16 protein-coding genes are annotated in these 16,541 nt (G+C 37.5%); 10 read left to right on the top strand and 6 right to left on the bottom strand.

Annotated features, from left to right (window positions below; all coding sequences use genetic code 11):
* Positions 1 to 3: 3 nt before the first annotated feature.
* The 7 genes from F777_RS0103735 to F777_RS0103705 all read left to right on the top strand — a co-directional run bounded on the left by F777_RS0103735 (position 4) and on the right by F777_RS0103705 (position 6,848).
* Positions 4 to 546, top strand: coding sequence for an RNA polymerase sigma factor (locus tag F777_RS0103735; protein ID WP_026750861.1), 543 nt, complete (start codon positions 4 to 6; stop codon positions 544 to 546).
* The gene (locus tag F777_RS0103730; protein WP_026750860.1) at positions 543 to 1,367 is read left to right on the top strand and encodes an anti-sigma factor; all 825 of its coding nucleotides are present in this window, start codon (positions 543 to 545) and stop codon (positions 1,365 to 1,367) included. Before F777_RS0103735 ends, F777_RS0103730 begins: the two co-directional genes overlap by 4 nt.
* A 39-nt stretch (positions 1,368 to 1,406) precedes the next feature.
* Positions 1,407 to 3,185, top strand: coding sequence for an ATP-binding protein (locus F777_RS15645; RefSeq protein ID WP_051408416.1), 1,779 nt, complete (start codon positions 1,407 to 1,409; stop codon positions 3,183 to 3,185).
* A gap of 49 nt (positions 3,186 to 3,234) precedes the next feature.
* On the top strand, positions 3,235 to 3,540 hold the full coding sequence (locus F777_RS0103720) for a VanZ family protein (RefSeq protein WP_161631479.1): 306 nt from the start codon (positions 3,235 to 3,237) through the stop codon (positions 3,538 to 3,540).
* A gap of 420 nt (positions 3,541 to 3,960) precedes the next feature.
* Positions 3,961 to 4,860, top strand: a complete 900-nt coding sequence (locus F777_RS0103715; RefSeq protein ID WP_235785883.1) for a radical SAM/SPASM domain-containing protein — start codon at positions 3,961 to 3,963, stop codon at positions 4,858 to 4,860.
* Between the two features lie 37 nt (positions 4,861 to 4,897).
* Entirely contained in the window at positions 4,898 to 5,350 is a 453-nt protein-coding gene (locus tag F777_RS0103710; RefSeq protein ID WP_026750857.1) for a MarR family winged helix-turn-helix transcriptional regulator, read from the top strand.
* Positions 5,351 to 5,372: 22 nt separating this feature from the next.
* Complete coding sequence (locus F777_RS0103705; RefSeq protein ID WP_026750856.1) at positions 5,373 to 6,848, top strand: glycoside hydrolase family 10-like protein; 1,476 nt, start codon at positions 5,373 to 5,375, stop codon at positions 6,846 to 6,848.
* A gap of 23 nt (positions 6,849 to 6,871) precedes the next feature.
* On the opposite strand, the gene F777_RS0103700 is transcribed toward F777_RS0103705, so the two are convergent.
* Positions 6,872 to 7,369 (bottom strand): SRPBCC family protein, encoded by a 498-nt coding sequence (locus tag F777_RS0103700; protein WP_026750855.1) that lies wholly within the window; start codon positions 7,367 to 7,369, stop codon positions 6,872 to 6,874.
* A 51-nt stretch (positions 7,370 to 7,420) separates the two neighbouring features.
* On the opposite strand from F777_RS0103700, the gene F777_RS0103695 reads away from it, so the two are divergent.
* Positions 7,421 to 10,567, top strand: coding sequence for an ATP-dependent helicase (locus tag F777_RS0103695; RefSeq protein WP_037369109.1), 3,147 nt, complete (start codon positions 7,421 to 7,423; stop codon positions 10,565 to 10,567).
* Positions 10,568 to 10,585: 18 nt separating this feature from the next.
* The gene (locus F777_RS0103690; RefSeq protein ID WP_161631478.1) at positions 10,586 to 11,965 is read left to right on the top strand and encodes an Ig-like domain-containing domain; all 1,380 of its coding nucleotides are present in this window, start codon (positions 10,586 to 10,588) and stop codon (positions 11,963 to 11,965) included.
* A gap of 25 nt (positions 11,966 to 11,990) precedes the next feature.
* On the opposite strand, the gene F777_RS0103685 is transcribed toward F777_RS0103690, so the two are convergent.
* A complete protein-coding gene (locus F777_RS0103685) occupies positions 11,991 to 12,848 on the bottom strand; it encodes a 3-hydroxyacyl-CoA dehydrogenase family protein (RefSeq protein WP_026750852.1) in 858 nt (285 codons plus the stop codon).
* 81 nt (positions 12,849 to 12,929) lie between these two features.
* Here F777_RS0103685 and F777_RS18290 point away from each other — a divergent pair, with 81 nt between their 5' ends.
* The gene (locus tag F777_RS18290) at positions 12,930 to 13,649 is read left to right on the top strand and encodes a MerR family transcriptional regulator (protein WP_235785882.1); all 720 of its coding nucleotides are present in this window, start codon (positions 12,930 to 12,932) and stop codon (positions 13,647 to 13,649) included.
* Here F777_RS18290 and F777_RS0103675 read toward each other — a convergent pair.
* The 4 genes from F777_RS0103675 to F777_RS15640 are packed head-to-tail and all read right to left on the bottom strand — an operon-like array spanning position 13,638 to position 16,519.
* Positions 13,638 to 14,735, bottom strand: coding sequence for a mechanosensitive ion channel family protein (locus tag F777_RS0103675; RefSeq protein ID WP_026750850.1), 1,098 nt, complete (start codon positions 14,733 to 14,735; stop codon positions 13,638 to 13,640). The two genes, F777_RS18290 and F777_RS0103675, sit on opposite strands and share 12 nt — an antisense overlap.
* Positions 14,732 to 15,508, bottom strand: a complete 777-nt coding sequence (locus F777_RS0103670; protein ID WP_201767564.1) for a UDP-2,3-diacylglucosamine diphosphatase — start codon at positions 15,506 to 15,508, stop codon at positions 14,732 to 14,734. Before F777_RS0103670 ends, F777_RS0103675 begins: the two co-directional genes overlap by 4 nt.
* Positions 15,505 to 15,933 carry a gamma-glutamylcyclotransferase family protein gene (locus tag F777_RS0103665; RefSeq protein WP_026750848.1) on the bottom strand — a complete coding sequence of 143 codons (429 nt, stop codon included), beginning with the start codon at positions 15,931 to 15,933 and terminating at the stop codon, positions 15,505 to 15,507. Before F777_RS0103665 ends, F777_RS0103670 begins: the two co-directional genes overlap by 4 nt.
* Before the next feature lie 13 nt (positions 15,934 to 15,946).
* The gene (locus F777_RS15640; protein WP_235785881.1) at positions 15,947 to 16,519 is read right to left on the bottom strand and encodes a LutC/YkgG family protein; all 573 of its coding nucleotides are present in this window, start codon (positions 16,517 to 16,519) and stop codon (positions 15,947 to 15,949) included.
* Between the last annotated feature and the right edge of the window lie 22 nt (positions 16,520 to 16,541).

Raw genomic sequence — 16,541 nt, 5'->3', positions numbered from 1 at the left:
CATTTGAATCCAAATCAACAATATACAGAAGCAGAACTTGTTTTGTTGTTAACGCAGCGAAATGAAGCCGCCTTCAGTTATTTGTACGACCATTATTCAGGAGCACTTTACCATAGTATTCTGAGTATTGTTTCCGATTCGGAAATAGCTGCTGATACCTTACAGGAAGTTTTCGTTAAAATATTCAGACAAATCGGCTCTTACGATAGCAGTAAGGGCCGTTTGTATACATGGATGTTGAATATTGCCCGAAATGCAGCCATCGATACAACAAGAAGTAAGGGATTTCAAAAAAGTCAGCAAAACCAATCGCTTTCCGAAACCGTATATGAATCAGCAGGGTCTGTTAACATAGCTTCAGATGATCTGAATCTTCGCAAATGGGTGAATCAGCTTAAACCGGAATGGAGTGTCCTGATTAAACTGGCCTATTTTGAAGGATATACCCAGGATGAAATGGCCAAAATGCTGGATATACCGCTTGGTACCGTTAAGACAAGGCTGAGAGCAGCATTAAAAGAATTGCATAAATTGATTAAAGATTGAATACAAGGGAATACATAGAAAGTGGCATTATTGAGACCTATGTGTTAGGCATGGCCAGTCCGGAGGAAGCTGCGGAACTGGAAGCACTTTGCCTTGAGTTTCCTGAAATTAAAGCAGCTTTGAATGCGTTTGAAGAAACCCTGGAAAAAAACGCAATGGCCAATGCTATTCCACCACCTCCGGGCGTAAAAAAGGCCTTATTCAAAGAGTTGGAATTTTCTTTTGCAAAAACCAGTTTGCCGGAAGAGCCCAACCAGACAGTTTTGCCAACTCAGCCAGCGCCAGTTGTTGCAATGAAGAGCTTTAGCCGCTATTTTGCTGCAGCAGCAATTATTCTACTGATGATCAGCGGAGGCCTGAACATTTATTTCTACAGTAAGTTTACCGAAACCACACAGCAATATCAGGCACTACTAATTGAAAAAAATACGTTGCAGGCCAATAACCAGATCATTCAAACGAAGAGTCTGGATCTTTTCAACAGCATGCAAATGATGGCAGACCCCAATATGCAAAAAATAGCCATGCCCGGCGTTCCTGGAAAAGAAGTGAATTATGCCACTGTTTTCTGGGATGCAAAATCAAAAGATGTTTACCTTCTGCCCAATAAATTACCCCAGCCCGCTCAGGGAAAACAATACCAGCTTTGGGCAATCGTAGATGGTAAGCCCGTGGACGCCGGCGTTATGGGAGATTGTGCCGGATTGTGTAAAATGAAAAATATACCCGCTGCTTCCATGTTTGCCATTACCCTTGAAAAGGCAGGTGGTAGTTCATCACCCACCTTAAGCGAAATGTATGTTGCAGGAAAGGTTGGTTAGAGTAGTGAATTACGGTTATCTTTATTCCGTATAATTTTTATGAACGCAGATCAACTTAAAAAAATACTGGGCTTAAAGAAAGCTGTTATCTCACTGGAGAATAAAATCTTTAACCTGGTTTCTTTTCTTGTCTTTATTGCAATGACAATCAGTCTTGCCAGTAATATTTTACTGGAAAGAGATTCGCTTTTATTGAGCATGCTATTGTGCATTGCCATGATTTCCTTTTATGTTTTTTACATTTCCCGCTATCAGGACAAATTTGTTCCGATTGGGCTGGTTTACATTGTTTTCAGTCTTTTGTTTTTCGTGCCCATCTGGTTTAGCAATGGGGGCATTGTGGGTCCAACGAAAACTGCTTATTTAATGAGTGTGGTTGCGGCCATGATGATTTTGCCCAAGCGCTACCACTTATTGTTTATTCTGGTTACCATTTCCATTATCCTGACTTTGTATTGGCTGGAAGTTCAACATCCCGAATGGCTGATAAAATATCCAAATGAAAAAACAAAGCATACAGATATTCTGATTAGTACCATCCTGTATCTGCTGATTATTTCCATAAGTGTCAGCTTATACAAGCGAACCTATGACATGGACAGGGATAACCTGATTAAGAAATCCATTGACCTGGAAGAGTCCAGGGAATACCTTTCAGAAACAAAGCAACAGGCAGAAGAAGCTACCAAAGCCAAATCCAGATTTCTGGCCAATATGAGTCATGAAATAAGAACACCACTCAACGGTATTATTGGAACGATTGATTTATTGCAACATACTACGCTAAATGCCGAACAGGAAGAGCTAATGCTTTCTTTAAAATCGAGCAGTACGCATTTACTGGAAATAGTTAATGATGTCCTGGATATTTCTAAGATTGAGGCCGATAAATTAGAATTGTTTGAAGGGCCTTGCAATCTGGAAAACATCATTCAGCAGGTTACAGCCATTAGCTCTCCCAGATTGATTTCACTGAAAAAAAATATCACTTTAAGTGCTGCTGTACAGCCTAGTGTTGAATCGGAAATCATTGCCGATGAAAGCAGAATTAAACAGGTACTGATTAATCTGGTAGGCAATGCCATAAAATTCACCGAAACAGGAGAAATAAAGCTGGAAGTTAATGCCAACATGATTGATGAATCATTGCAAGAACTTCATTTTGCTGTAAGTGATACTGGTATTGGGATTAGCGATGAAAATATTCAGTCTCTTTTTATCCCCTTTACACAAATTGATTCCACTGCCACCCGAAAACACAGTGGCACCGGATTGGGACTTTCCATCTGCAGGAAAATCATTGAAGAAATGGGGGGCAGAATCTGGGTGGAAAGTGAATTGGGCAAGGGCTCTACTTTTAAATTTATCATTCCGGTTCAGATTAACCTAGTAAGAAAAAGTCAGCAACCTCAGCAGAGAAATGCAGCGGGCGCGATCAGCGGAACAGAGATAAAACCGTTAAAAATGTTGGTAGCCGAAGACAATAATATGAACCAGTTACTGGCTACCAAAATGTTTAAAAAAATTGGGTATATCATTGAAATTGCAAACAATGGAAAAGAAGCAGTTGAAATGACTGCCAAATACGATTATGACCTGGTTTTCATGGATATCCATATGCCTGAAATGGATGGCATTGAAGCCACACAGAGAATTCTGAACAGCGGTAGAGCAAAAGTTCCTATCATAATTGCAATGACGGCCAACGCCATAAAAGAAGCAGAAGCAGAGTACTTACAGCTTGGAATGAAAGACATTGTTACCAAACCATTTACCATTGATCAACTTAGGAAAGTATTGGAAAAGTGGACCCTTTAAGGCCATTTTATTCATTCTATTATTTATCGTCAGTTTTATTGTTTTTACTTTGCCCGCGAGTAAAGTACCCAGAATCTATTGGCTTACCATTCCACAATTGGATAAACTGATTCATGCAGGTATTTTTATTTCCCTATGCTCCTCGGCCTACCTATGGCTGGTAAGTGTTTTTCCTGATTTTGAAAAAAGAATTGCCATGACGATTGTGCTGATCATGGCTCTTTATGGTATTATCATTGAATTTATTCAGGTGAATTTTATAATCGGACGATCTTTTGAACTGTTGGATATTTTGGCCGACCTGTCTGGTTGTCTGATATTTCTTGGATTCAGGTTTTTCATAAAGCGTCTGTAAAAAAGTTGGCCCCTGTGGAAACAGGGGCCTCAACCAAAACTAACTGCTTATGAGAAAAATGTATAGAACTGCTATTCTTTACTAATTATTTCAAACGCTATGCCAAATCAAATTCTTAACTGTTAAGGATTCACTAATCATACTTGATTAAATAGTAGCGCTTTGTATAATAGACGCAACAATCATGAATCTGTTTAATAAAGAACTGTTAAATGGCAAAAACTAAGCAATCTTAAGATAAGAAATATTTTTAATGAAATCAACAAATTGAATTGAGTATTTTTGAAAATGACATATTTCAACCTGAATGACAGCCTTAATTTACTTTCTAAACTAACTCTTAAGCGGTTTTGGAACGGTATTCTTGTATATTCCAGTTTCAGGCTTTCAAGATTGATTTCCAGGCCTATTCAATGGGGAATGCCAGTCACTATCTCTTTTGAACCTACCACCTCCTGTAATTTAAGGTGTCCGGAATGCCCCAGTGGACTTAGAGAGTTTACCAGGCCTACTGGCATGTTACAGAAGGACTTTTTTCAACAAACCATTGATGATATTGCACCGGAGCTGCTATATCTTATTTTTTATTTCCAGGGAGAGCCCTATTTAAATCCTAATTTCCTGGAAATGGTTCAATATGCAAATAAAAAGGGGATTTATACGGCTACATCAACCAATGCCCATTACCTGACAGATGAAAATGCCAGAAAAACGGTAGAAAGTGGATTGGACAGACTGATTATTTCCATTGATGGAACTACACAGGATGTTTATCAGCAGTACAGAGTGGGTGGTAAACTCAATAAAGTAATTGAAGGGGCCAGAAATATTGTGAAATGGAAAAAAGAACTCAATAGCAAAACTCCGTTTGTGTTTTTTCAGTTCCTGGTAGTAAAACCCAATGAACACCAGATTGAAGAAATAAAAGCATTGGGAAAAGAAATTGGGGTAGATCAGGTAAGATTTAAAACAGCCCAGGTATATAACTACGAAGAAGACCCCAATCAGCTCATCCCCACTAATAATAAATACAGCAGATACAAAAAAGGCAAAGACGGAAAAATGAAGGTCAAAAGTGGCCTTAAGAACTATTGCTGGAAACTCTGGCATGCCAATGTAATAACCTGGGATGGTTTAGTAGTACCCTGTTGTTTCGATAAAGATGCCATGCACCAACTAGGTAACCTGAAAACCCAAAGCTTTAGAGATACCTGGAAAAACAGCAATTATCATCAATTCAGAACAGAAATTTTAAATAGTAGAAAAAATATAGATATCTGTTCAAATTGCAGTGAGGGGCTAAGTGTTTGGGAAGATTAGTGATAATGTTTGTACATTAATTTTTACCTTTAACAACATGGGAATAGATAAAGATATTCAGCAAGAAAATTTCAGAAGTATTTATCAGAAACTATCCATCAACCTGATTTTTTCTACCAACTGGATTACAGAGAAAATCAAAAATATTTTACAGGAAGAAGATATTACGCCTCAGCAATACAATATCCTCAGAATTCTGAGAGGTAGTAAAAAACCATTGAGCACCCTTCAGATAAGAGAAAGAATGCTCGATAAAATGAGTGATACCAGCCGAATTGTAGAACGTCTGGTAAAAAAAGAACTCGTTGAGAAAAAAACCAGCAATATTGACAAACGATTGGTAGATGTGAGTATTGCTGAATCGGGTCTGGAATTGTTAAAAAGACTGGATCAGAAAAATGAAGAGTTGGATGCCATATTGCAAAATCTTAGTCCGGAAGAAGCTGCCGGATTGAGTGATTTACTAGATAAAATGAGAGAGAAGATTTAAGGAGATGACTTATCTTCATAGCATGAAAAACCGGTTCCAGATCCTTCTCGCTATCATCATTTTCAATTCCCAGATTGGAATTTCACAAAACTCGCCCAACTATGAATTCAGAGGTGTCTGGATTGCAACGGTTGAAAATATTGACTGGCCATCGAAAAGAAACTTGTCTGTAGCTGAACAAAAAGCCAGCTTTATCAGATTACTCGATTTGCATCAATCCAATGGAATGAATGCAATTGTAATGCAAATCAGACCGGCAGGAGACGCATTTTATCCATCCCAATACGAACCCTGGAGTGAATATTTAACAGGAAAGCAGGGATTGCCTCCCAACCCGTACTATGATCCATTAGAGTTCATGATTTCCGAAACCCATAAAAGGAGGATGGAATTCCACGCCTGGTTGAATCCATACAGGGCAGTATTTAATATTTTCAAATCATCCGTTGCCCCTTCTCATGTTACGAAAATTCATCCGGATTGGTTTGTGGTATATGGTGATAAAAAATACTTTAATCCCGGAATACCGGAAGTAAGACAACATACAGTAAGGGTAGTGAAGGATTTACTGAATCGTTACGATTTGGATGCGATTCATATGGATGACTATTTTTATCCTTACAGAATTCCCGGAAAAGAGTTTCCTGATCAAAAAACTTTTGAAAAATATGGCAATGGCCTTAGCAAAGATTCCTGGAGAAGAAGCAATTGTGACAGTATCATTGTAGATATACACAGAGTAATCCGTTCTACCAATCCCAGAGTTAAATTTGGAATCAGCCCCTTTGGTGTTTGGAGAAATAAAAGCCAGGATCCAATGGGCAGTGATACAAAAGCTGGCCAGACCAATTATGATGATTTATACGCCGATATTTTACTTTGGTTAAGCAAGGGATGGATTGATTATGTAACACCGCAGTTGTACTGGGAGCGTGGCCACAAACTAGCCGATTATGATGTATTGCTAAAATGGTGGAATGAAAATGGATATGGCAAACATATTTATATAGGACACGGAATATACAGAGGCGGGAGTAATGAGTCATGGAAAGACAAAAATCAAATTCCTGAACAAATAAAGGAATTGCGTAAATATCCAACCACCCAAGGCAGTGTTTACTTTAGCAGTAAAACATTTGAAAAAAATCTGAATGGATGGAATGATAGTTTAAGAAATAATTATTACCATCACCCAGCCCTGGTGCCTCCAATGCCATGGCTCAATAATGATGCACCAGATCAACCTGCTATATCACAGAATGCAAATAGTACTACTATTGTTTACAATGGTCATCTTAAAATCAGGGGCTTTGGCATCTTTAGCGTACCGTCAGGTAAAGAAGTAAAATTCATCAATAGTCAGCTATTGCAACTGATTGTAACAGATAAGGAAGCAACTATTGATTTAAACAAGGTTCCTGATGTAAATGGCAGTAAACTATTTATTGCAACGATTGATGTTAACAATAATGTCAGTGCATTAAAAGCCTTGAAATAGCTTGTGTTTTTTGAGAAGAAGAACTAACCAAAAACCACGACATTATTAGCCCCCGGCCATGCGCCAAACCTTTCTTCCACCGCTTTATATCGGTGGTTGAATATGCCTTTTAGCTGGCTTTTAACCATGATAACCTGAGCGATATCACCTAAAATCCAAAATGGTATTTTATAGTGCACAATATCCGTCATTTCTACACCCCCATCAATTTCTTTAAAGTGATGTTGATGATGCCATAAGCTATAAGGACCAAAACGTTGCTCATCCACAAAAAATTTGCGATCGGTCACATGCGTTATTTCAGTCATCCAATATAGCGGTATACCCAAGATAGGTTTCACAGTATATTCAATAATTTGGCCTGAGTACATGGTGGGGCCATGGTGTTTGCTGATAATATTAAATCCCAGATTAGAAGGGGTAATTTCTTTCAGATTATCGGGCTTACTGAAAAACTCCCATGCCTGATCCAGACTGATCGGAATCTTCTGAACGGTTTTGATGCTGTAAACTCTTGACATAATATCATAATAACAGTATTTGCATAAGAAGGTTCATGGTATCTTTATAGAATGATTACCAAAGAAGAACAAAAAGCCTATTTTGAAGAAATATATGCTGCCTTAAATCAGGCTCAAAAACAGGCAGTGGATACGCTGGAAGGACCTGTTATGGTTATCGCAGGACCAGGCACCGGAAAAACACAAATATTAAGTGCCCGCATTGGTAAGATATTACTTGAAACTGATGCAACCCCTGAAAACATTCTTTGCCTAACTTATACCGATGCAGGAACGGTTGCCATGCGCAAAAGATTAATCCGTTTTATTGGTCCGGATGCTTATAAAGTTCATATTCATACTTTTCATTCATTCTGCAATGATATTATTCAGGATAATTTATCGCTTTTTGAGAAATCTTCCCTAGAGCCCATTTCTGAATTAGAGAGTATTGAAGTGTTTAAAGAATTGATTGATGGGTTCCCCAAAAATCATCCATTAAAGCGATACAGAGGGGATGTTTACTTTGAGATTAATAATCTGAAGAACCTTTTCAGTAATATGAAAAGGGAGGGCTGGAATACTGCAATGATTAATGCTGCCATTGATAGCTATCTACTCGATTTACCAAATAGAGATGAATTTATTTATCAAAGAGCCTACAAACAATTTAAGAAAGGGGACCTGAAGCAAACCCAGATTGATCTTGTTACAGAAAAAATGGAAAAACTTAGGGCAGCAGTGAATGAGTTTGATCATTTTCTTGCCTTAATGAAAAAAAGAAATCGTTATGATTTCGACGATATGATTCTTTGGGTTCTTCAGGCATTTAAAGAGAATAGATTATTACTTGCCAACTATCAGGAACAGTTTCAATATATTCTTGTTGACGAATACCAGGACACCAGTGGAACCCAAAATAACCTTGTTGAATTATTGATTAGTTATTGGGAACAGCCCAATGTATTTGTAGTAGGTGATGATGATCAAAGTATTTATCGATTTCAGGGAGCGAATATTGAGAATATGGAGAAGTTTGCTGATGCCTATAGCAAGGATTTAAAAACCGTTGTGCTTACAGATAATTATCGTTCCACTCAACCTATATTAAATGTTGCAAAAACACTGATAGACAGGAACCAGGAACGGCTGGTTAAAAAAATCCCCGGCCTCAGTAAGGAATTATCAAGTTCTAATCAATCTTTACTAAATATAAAAGAGCAGCCAAAAATTCTGAGTTATCCCAGCGAACACCATGAAATGATTGGTATAACACTGGAAGTAGCCCAACTCATTAATAATGGAGTTCAACCTGGTAGAATTGGCATCATTTATAAAGAAAATAAGTTTGGAGAGTCACTCAGTCAATACTTAAGCCTTTACAAAATTCCAGTTTATAGTAAAAGGGATCTGAATATTCTGGATCTTCCCTTAACCCGGAAAATAATTTCCATACTTGACTACCTGTCCTCAGAAACAACAATACCATTTAGTGAGGATGAATTGCTTTTTGAAATATTACATTTTAACTGGTTTGGCATTCCTCCTATTGAAATTGCTAAACTTTCTGCAACAGTAGCCGATAAGAGACCAAAAATAAGTTTGAGAGCCTACCTTTCTGATTTGCTCAGTCAGCCTCCAAAAGACTTATTCAGTAAACCCATTCCCGGCCTTCAAAAAGCAATCAGCTGCCTTGAGAAATTAATTGGTGATGTGCCAAACGTAACATTAATCAATCTCTTTGATAATATTATCCGGGACACTGGTATCATTAACTATATTATGCAGCACCCTGAAAAACATGCTTTGCTTCAGGAACTGACTGCATTCTTCAACTATATAAAAGAAGAAACCAATCGAAATCCATCACTTAGCCTGAAAAGGCTGGTGGAACTGATTGATTTAATGCGCAAAGAAAAAATCAGGCTTCCACTGAAAAAAATTACCGGTAGTGAAAAGGGAGTAAACCTGATGACTGCACACGGATCAAAAGGTCTTGAATTTGAATATGTTTTTTTCATGGGCTGCAATGCAACTTACTGGGAAAAAAAGAGGAAACCGGGCGGAGGATATACCATGCCCGATACCCTTTTTGCTTCTCAGCCAGTAACCAGTGATGAGGAAGAACTAAGAAGACTGTTCTATGTTGCATTAACCAGAGCAGAGAAACACCTTTATATTTCATTCAGTCAGTATAAGCTGGATGGCAAACCTATAGAACCTTCCATGTTCATTGCGGAAATACAGGACCAGAAAGAAGCAGAAATATTGCAGATTAATCTGGAAAATTCCACTGTTGCTGATTTTACTGCTTTACAGTATCAGGAATCTATTTTGCCATCCATAGAAAAAGTGGAAGCTGCATTTATTGAACAGGTGCTTCAGAAATTTGTAATGAATGTAACTGCACTAAATAATTACTTAAAATGTCCACTTCAATTCTACTATCAGAATTTAGTAAGAGTTCCTTCCGGCAAATCAGAAGCTACAGAATTTGGTTCGGCCATCCACGAAGCCTTACAAAGATATTTCCAGTATATGCTGGATAAGCAGGAGTTTCCATCTAAAGAAAATCTTGTTAAGTATTTTGAAGAATACATGGTGAAAAACAGAAAAAGCTTTACTCCTGAACAATTTAAAAGAAGAATGGAATATGGGCAGGAAGTTCTTCAAAACTATCGGGAAGCTTATAATGACAAGTGGAATAAAATAGTAGTGATTGAAAGGAATATCAATAATGTTGTTGTTAACGGTGTGCCCTTAAAAGGAAAGTTAGATAAACTGGAGTTCAATGGAAAACTGGTGAATGTGGTAGACTATAAAACCGGAGATATAGAAAAGGCTAAAGATAAAGTCTTGCCTCCGGATGAAAAGCAACCCAATGGAGGAGACTATTGGAGACAGGCAGTTTTTTATAAAATTCTGGTAGACAATTATGAGCAAAAGGACTGGAAAGTAATAAGCAGTGAATTTGATTTTGTAGAACCAGACAACAAAAAGAACTACCGAAAAGTAACGGTAAATATCAGCGAACAGGACATTGAAATAGTAAAAAATCAAATTACCAGTGTTTGGGAAAAAATACAGGCCCATGACTTTTATACTGGCTGTGGTAAAGAGGATTGTCACTGGTGTCAGTTTGTTAAATCCAATGAACTCAATGTTTCTTTGGCAGAACTAAATCCGGAGGAGCTGGAAAACAACACGGAAACCTATTAATTTTGTTGAATGCAGATAATGAATCATAGAATACCCTGGTTTGTACTAATTATTTCTTTTTTCTTTACTTCCTGTGCCAATATAATACCACCTAGTGGTGGAGACAGGGACAGTTTACCTCCTGTATTGGTAACTGCATTACCGAAAGATTCTGCATTAAATGTTTCTCCCAAACTTATTACACTAACATTTGATGAATTCGTTAGTCTTCAGGATGTAAATAGCAACCTGATTGTTTCACCTACCCTAAAAGAAAACCCTATTGTTGATAACAAACTCAAGAACCTAACCATAAAATTTAAGGATAGCCTGGAAGCTAATACGACCTATTCACTGAATTTCGGAAATGCCATTAAAGATGTAAACGAAGGGAATATTCTGAAAAACTTCAGGTTTGTTTTTTCAACCGGTAGTACTATCGACAATTTCAGTTATCGTGGAAAAGTACTCCTGGCAGAAAAAGGAAGCATTGACTCAACCCTGATTGTAATACTTCACAACAATACAAGTGATACTGCCATTTATAAAAACAGGCCCCGTTATTTTACCAGAATCAATGGAAAGGGTGTTTTTGAATTCAATAACTTGTCGGGAGGATACTATACTGCGTATGTATTGCCTAATGATTTTTCCAAAAAATACGATGACAGCACCAAACTTTTTGCATTCAGGTCTGAGCCCCTGCTGATTAGTTCAAATACAATTACAGATACTTTCTATGTGTTTGAAGCCTATAAAAGAAAAGCAACTCAAACTGCCGCTGCCACTACTCCAGCATCAAAGACCGATTCCCGCTTAAAATTCACTAACAATTTAGACAATGGTAATCAAGATTTATTGTCTCCGCTGGAATTAAAGTTTAGTAAACCAATTAAAAAAATAGACAGTAGCAAATTGGTGTTTACAGATTCAGGCTTTAACCCAGTTAAGCCTTTAAAAATCAGTCTAGATTCAACTAAAACAATTTTGTCTTTGCATTTTCCATGGAAGGAGCAAACCAAATTTAATCTAGTTCTTTTAAAAGATGCTTTGGAAGATACTGCAGGAGCAGGCCTTATAAAATCCGATACCTTGAAATTCACAACAAAAAAAGAGATTGAATATGGTAGTATCAGATTACGATTCATGAATATCAACTTGCAAAAGAATCCAATTCTGCAGTTTTTTCAAGCAGATAAATTGATTGAATCCACCCCGCTTACATCCAATGAACTTATCAGGAAATTATTTAAATCGGGGAGTTTTGAAATGAGGATATTATACGACACTAATAAAAACGGAGTCTGGGATACAGGTGCTTTTGGTAAAGTGAAGCGTCAGCCGGAAGTAGTTCAACTTATATCCAAACCACTTTCTGTAAGAGCTAACTGGGACAATGAAGTAAATATTGAATTGTAACGAACCCAAACTATTAAATGCTTACTTATTCATATTCATAAAATCCTTTTTTGGTTTTCATACCAAACTGCCCTTGGTCAATCTTGTTCTTCTGGACCACCGAAGGTCTTAGTCTTTCTGGCTTTCCCAGATCCTCCCAAACAATGGTACTTACGCTGTAATTAATATCCAGGCCTATTAAATCCATTAATTTGAAAGGTCCCATTTTAAATCCGGCTGCTTCCAGTACTTTATCTGCCTGTTCAAAATGGGTTTGACCGGATTGCACCAAGTACATGGCTTCCAGATAGTAAGGTCTGGCCACCCTGTTTACAATGAATCCGGGGGAGTCTTTACAGATGACTGGTTTTTTTTGCATGGATTGAACCAAAGCAACCAAGCTTGCAACGATTGCCGGATTGGTTGCTTTTCCCTGAATAATTTCCACCAGCTTCATCAGGGGTGCTGGATTAAAAAAATGCAGCCCAACCAGTTGGGACGGGTAACGAATTCCAGCAGCAATGGCATTTATAGAAATGGAAGATGTATTGGAAGCCAGAATAGTATCCGAGTCGTTTACTTCAATCAGTTGATTGAATAAGTTTATTTTGGCGTCCTTTTGCTCAATAATGGCTTCTATAATCAATTCTCCTTTGCAACTAGTTAAGTCGCTGGTAAATTGAACTTTATTGAGAATTTCCTGGAATTGATCCCGGGTAATTTTTCCTTTCTCCACTGATTTTTCCAGATTCTTTTGGATACGTTGCCTGGATGCAAGTAAAACCGCTTCATTCAAATCGAATTGTACAACCTGATAGCCTGCAGTAGCAGCTACCTGCGCTATTCCACTACCCATCGTTCCGGCACCGCAAACCACAATGGTTTCAATTTTTCTGATCTCCATAGAAATGCAAGATACTTACATCTTTTCCACCAAAGCCTCTACCCGTCTATTTTTAGATGAATTTGGTCCTAATTTTACAGCATGGCAAATCTTTTACAACAACTGGACTTATTTGGAATGCCTGTGGAAGCAGCTCCTGCAACAAAGCCCAAAAAGCAGCCTGTTAAGAAGACAGCCATTGAAACTATTGAACAGAGTACAACTTCTCGCTCGGAAAAATCCATTGAGGCGAATACTGATACAACTATTGAAATTGAACCTACAGCTATTTCCGATTTTTCTTCGCCTGAAACACCTGTAGTTGTCAGATCTCAATCAGTAGCAGATCCGGTTATTTATGCCAATAACCAAATTGTCGTAAAAGTAAAAAAAGAAAAGCCGTTAAAAACAGTTAAAGTACCTGGTAAGCGCGGAAGGAAATCCTTTAAAGAAATGGATGCAGGGGTTGATTTAATTGATATCCCAACAGATGAAATGCTGAAACAGAAATTGTATTATTCAATTAGCGAAGTGGCTTCCTGGTTTAAGGTAAACACTTCTTTGCTTAGATATTGGGAAAATGAATTCGACATTCTACAACCCAGAAAAACCAGAAAAGGTGATCGCTTGTTCAGAGTGGAAGACATCAAAAACCTGCAACTTATATACTTACTGCTGAGACAAAGAAAATTCTCTATTGAAGGAGCAAAAGCCTATCTGAAATCGAATAAAAATAAAATTGATACCGAGACATTGCTAGTTCAGACGCTGGGAAATTTTAAAAAATTTCTACTTGAACTGAAAAGCTCATTAGACCGCTGATTTGTTCGTTACAACAATATCTGTTGACGCCCCTGCCATGGGGATTTTCAATATCTCCATTTGGGCAATAATTTGCAACATGCTCTCCTGTCTAACCTGCAGAAATTCCTGCATGGGCTGTTCTGCTGATTGCAGGTACTCAATATTTACCACATGGGCATTTTTACCGGTGTCCACCAGATGAACAGATATGCCTTCGAGTTGCTTTTCCGACAATAAATGTTGAATTGCATTTATCAGATTGGTTAACTGATTGGTGGTTGTTTCCAGTCCAATTTCAATTTTAATTTCTGCCTTTCTATGCGTTCTTAAAGATATATTATCAACAATGGTATCAACCATTTGCTTATTAGGAACTGAAATATAGGTTTTTTCTAAAGTTCTAATTCGGGTACTTCGCAATCCGATTTTTTCAATAGTGCCTGTAAACCCATTTACTTTAACCAGATCTCCGGTATTAAAGGGTTTATCAAAGAAAATAATAAAAGAGGCAATGAGATTTTCCAGACTTTCTCTGGTTGCCAATGCTAAAGCAGCACCCACTATACTTAGCCCCGTTAATACATTGCTGATGTCCTGATTAAAAGAGAAACGTAGAATCATTAAAATTCCAATGATAACCAGAATTGCCTTAAAGAAATCCTTGAAAAAAATAATCAGCTGATTGTCTGTCATATCAGCTGTTTGATTGGCTTTCTGTTCCAAAATCATGGCAATGAATTCAATGATTCTTATACACAACCAGATAAATACAAAAATCAATACCCCATCCGCTATTGCATCAATTACCGATTTTAAAGAGACCCTGTATATGTTCACATTTAATACCTGCGGAAACTTCAGCTGATCCAGTGTAATAATTCCAATGAGTAAGAGTAAAAAATAATCCAGCGGCTGAACAACCAGATTTAGAAATGATTCTCTGGCTACATGCTTTCCGGCCTTTCCTACAGCCTTAAACATTAATTTCGCCAGGTATTTGGAAACCACTCTTTTAATTAGCAGAATAGCCAGAATAATCAATAATACAGTAAGATAACTTTGTATTGTATTATCCAGTACTACTTTATTGAGTATCTCTTTCATAATGAATTAGGTAATTCAAATTTTTTCAACTGTACATCTTCTCCGTCAAACTCAGCATAAGTAAAACTTTTAATCCAATCTCCCAGATTAATATACCGGCTATTTTGGGGAAGAGAAAAATCAATTGGATAATGACGATGTCCAAAGATAAAATAGTCATAATACGATTCTTTCAAAACCGTCTTACAATAAACAATCAGCCATTCATTTTCCTCTCCCAAAAAATGGTCGTCGGAAGTTCCGGTTTTCTCTTTGCTCTTTCTGCTGAAATAATTAGCAAGTCCTATGCCAAGATCAGGATGCAATAACCTAAACAGCGTTTTACAAACAGGATTGGTAAAAATCTTTTTTAAAAATTTATAGCCATGGTCACCTGGTCCAAGACCATCCCCATGTCCTATCAGAAATTTTTTATTATTCCATAAAAACTGCTGTGGCTCATGATATACTTTTATGTTCAGTTCTCTTTCAAAATATCCATCCATCCACAAATCATGATTTCCAGTAAATACAATAATAGGGATGCCTGAATCACTCAGCTCTGCCAGTTTTCCAAGTAAGCGGGTAAATCCTTTAGGCACTGCTTTTTTATATTCAAACCAGAAATCGAAAATATCCCCAACAATAAAGAAAGCGGCAGCAGTTGACTTTACAGATTCAAGAAACTGAACAACTTTTTTTTCCCGGATCAAGCTGGATTCATGATTGGGCGCTCCCAGATGAAAATCTGAGAGAAAATAAATTTTCTTGTTTTTGTTAATCTCCAAAATCATAATTGGCCTCTTTGTTTTAGATAGGCCAGCAAGTCTGATTCTTCTATTCGTGTACCATTTTCAATGCTACCATTGTACCAGTATACCCAGGCTTTTTCTTCTTTGTTGTTCAGAAGTACGGTAGTTAGAACTCTTTTATACAATGGGTGCTCACCTTCTTCTGCTTGCACTCCTTCATAGTCATCTAATTGAGCAAAAGCCCATGAACACTCAGAAGGCACTTTGATGGTATATAGTTCTCCTTTAATCAATGAATCATCTTCTGAAGGAACAGCTACTGGAAAGTCAGGGAGTTGATACAATTTCCCATTAACATATGCTTCTCCTATCAGTGTAAAATATTTACTGATATACCCATAAGCCGGGTTATTGAATCCACTTCGTAAAGATCCATACACAAAAAGGTTACGACAAGTTAGTTCCATGTAGTTCCAATTTTCATTCGTCTATTAAAAAGCAATATACTTCTTTAGGACCATGAACTCCTACCACCAGTGTTTTCTCAATGTCAGCAGTTCTACTGGGACCTGTTGCCAAACTTAACACAGAAGGCAATTGATTACCATATTTATTCGTCAGATTCAGGAGGGCATCTTCAAGGCTATATACCAGCTGAGATGTATGGGCAATACAAATATGAATAGGCGCATATACACTGGTAGTTCTGCCACTGGAAGTAGCGTTACTGAGAAAGATACTCCCGGTTCTTGCTACCAGTAATTCACATCCTGTTATAGATGCATCGCAACTGGCTAAATCATTATAAGGTTTAAGAGGCATTCCACTCTTTGTCAGCATGTCCTGGATCTGTGCGTCAATGCAATAAATTTTTTCCCACTTTCTGTTTGTAAACAATTGGCTTAATTGCTCGGTCAGTTCCTGCTGATTGGCACAAAATGAAAAACGACCTTGAAGACTGGTAAAATGTTCTGCAAATTCAATTTCCAGTTCTTTCCGGGAAGGCTGAAACAAAGAAGGTGTTTCGGTATGGGTTGAAAAGGGAACAGGCACTTTTGTAACAAGTGCCTGTTTT

The sequence above is a fragment of the Sediminibacterium sp. C3 genome, from assembly GCF_000508085.1.
Taxonomy (GTDB): domain Bacteria; phylum Bacteroidota; class Bacteroidia; order Chitinophagales; family Chitinophagaceae; genus Sediminibacterium.
This window is presented reverse-complemented; position numbering and strand designations above follow the sequence as displayed.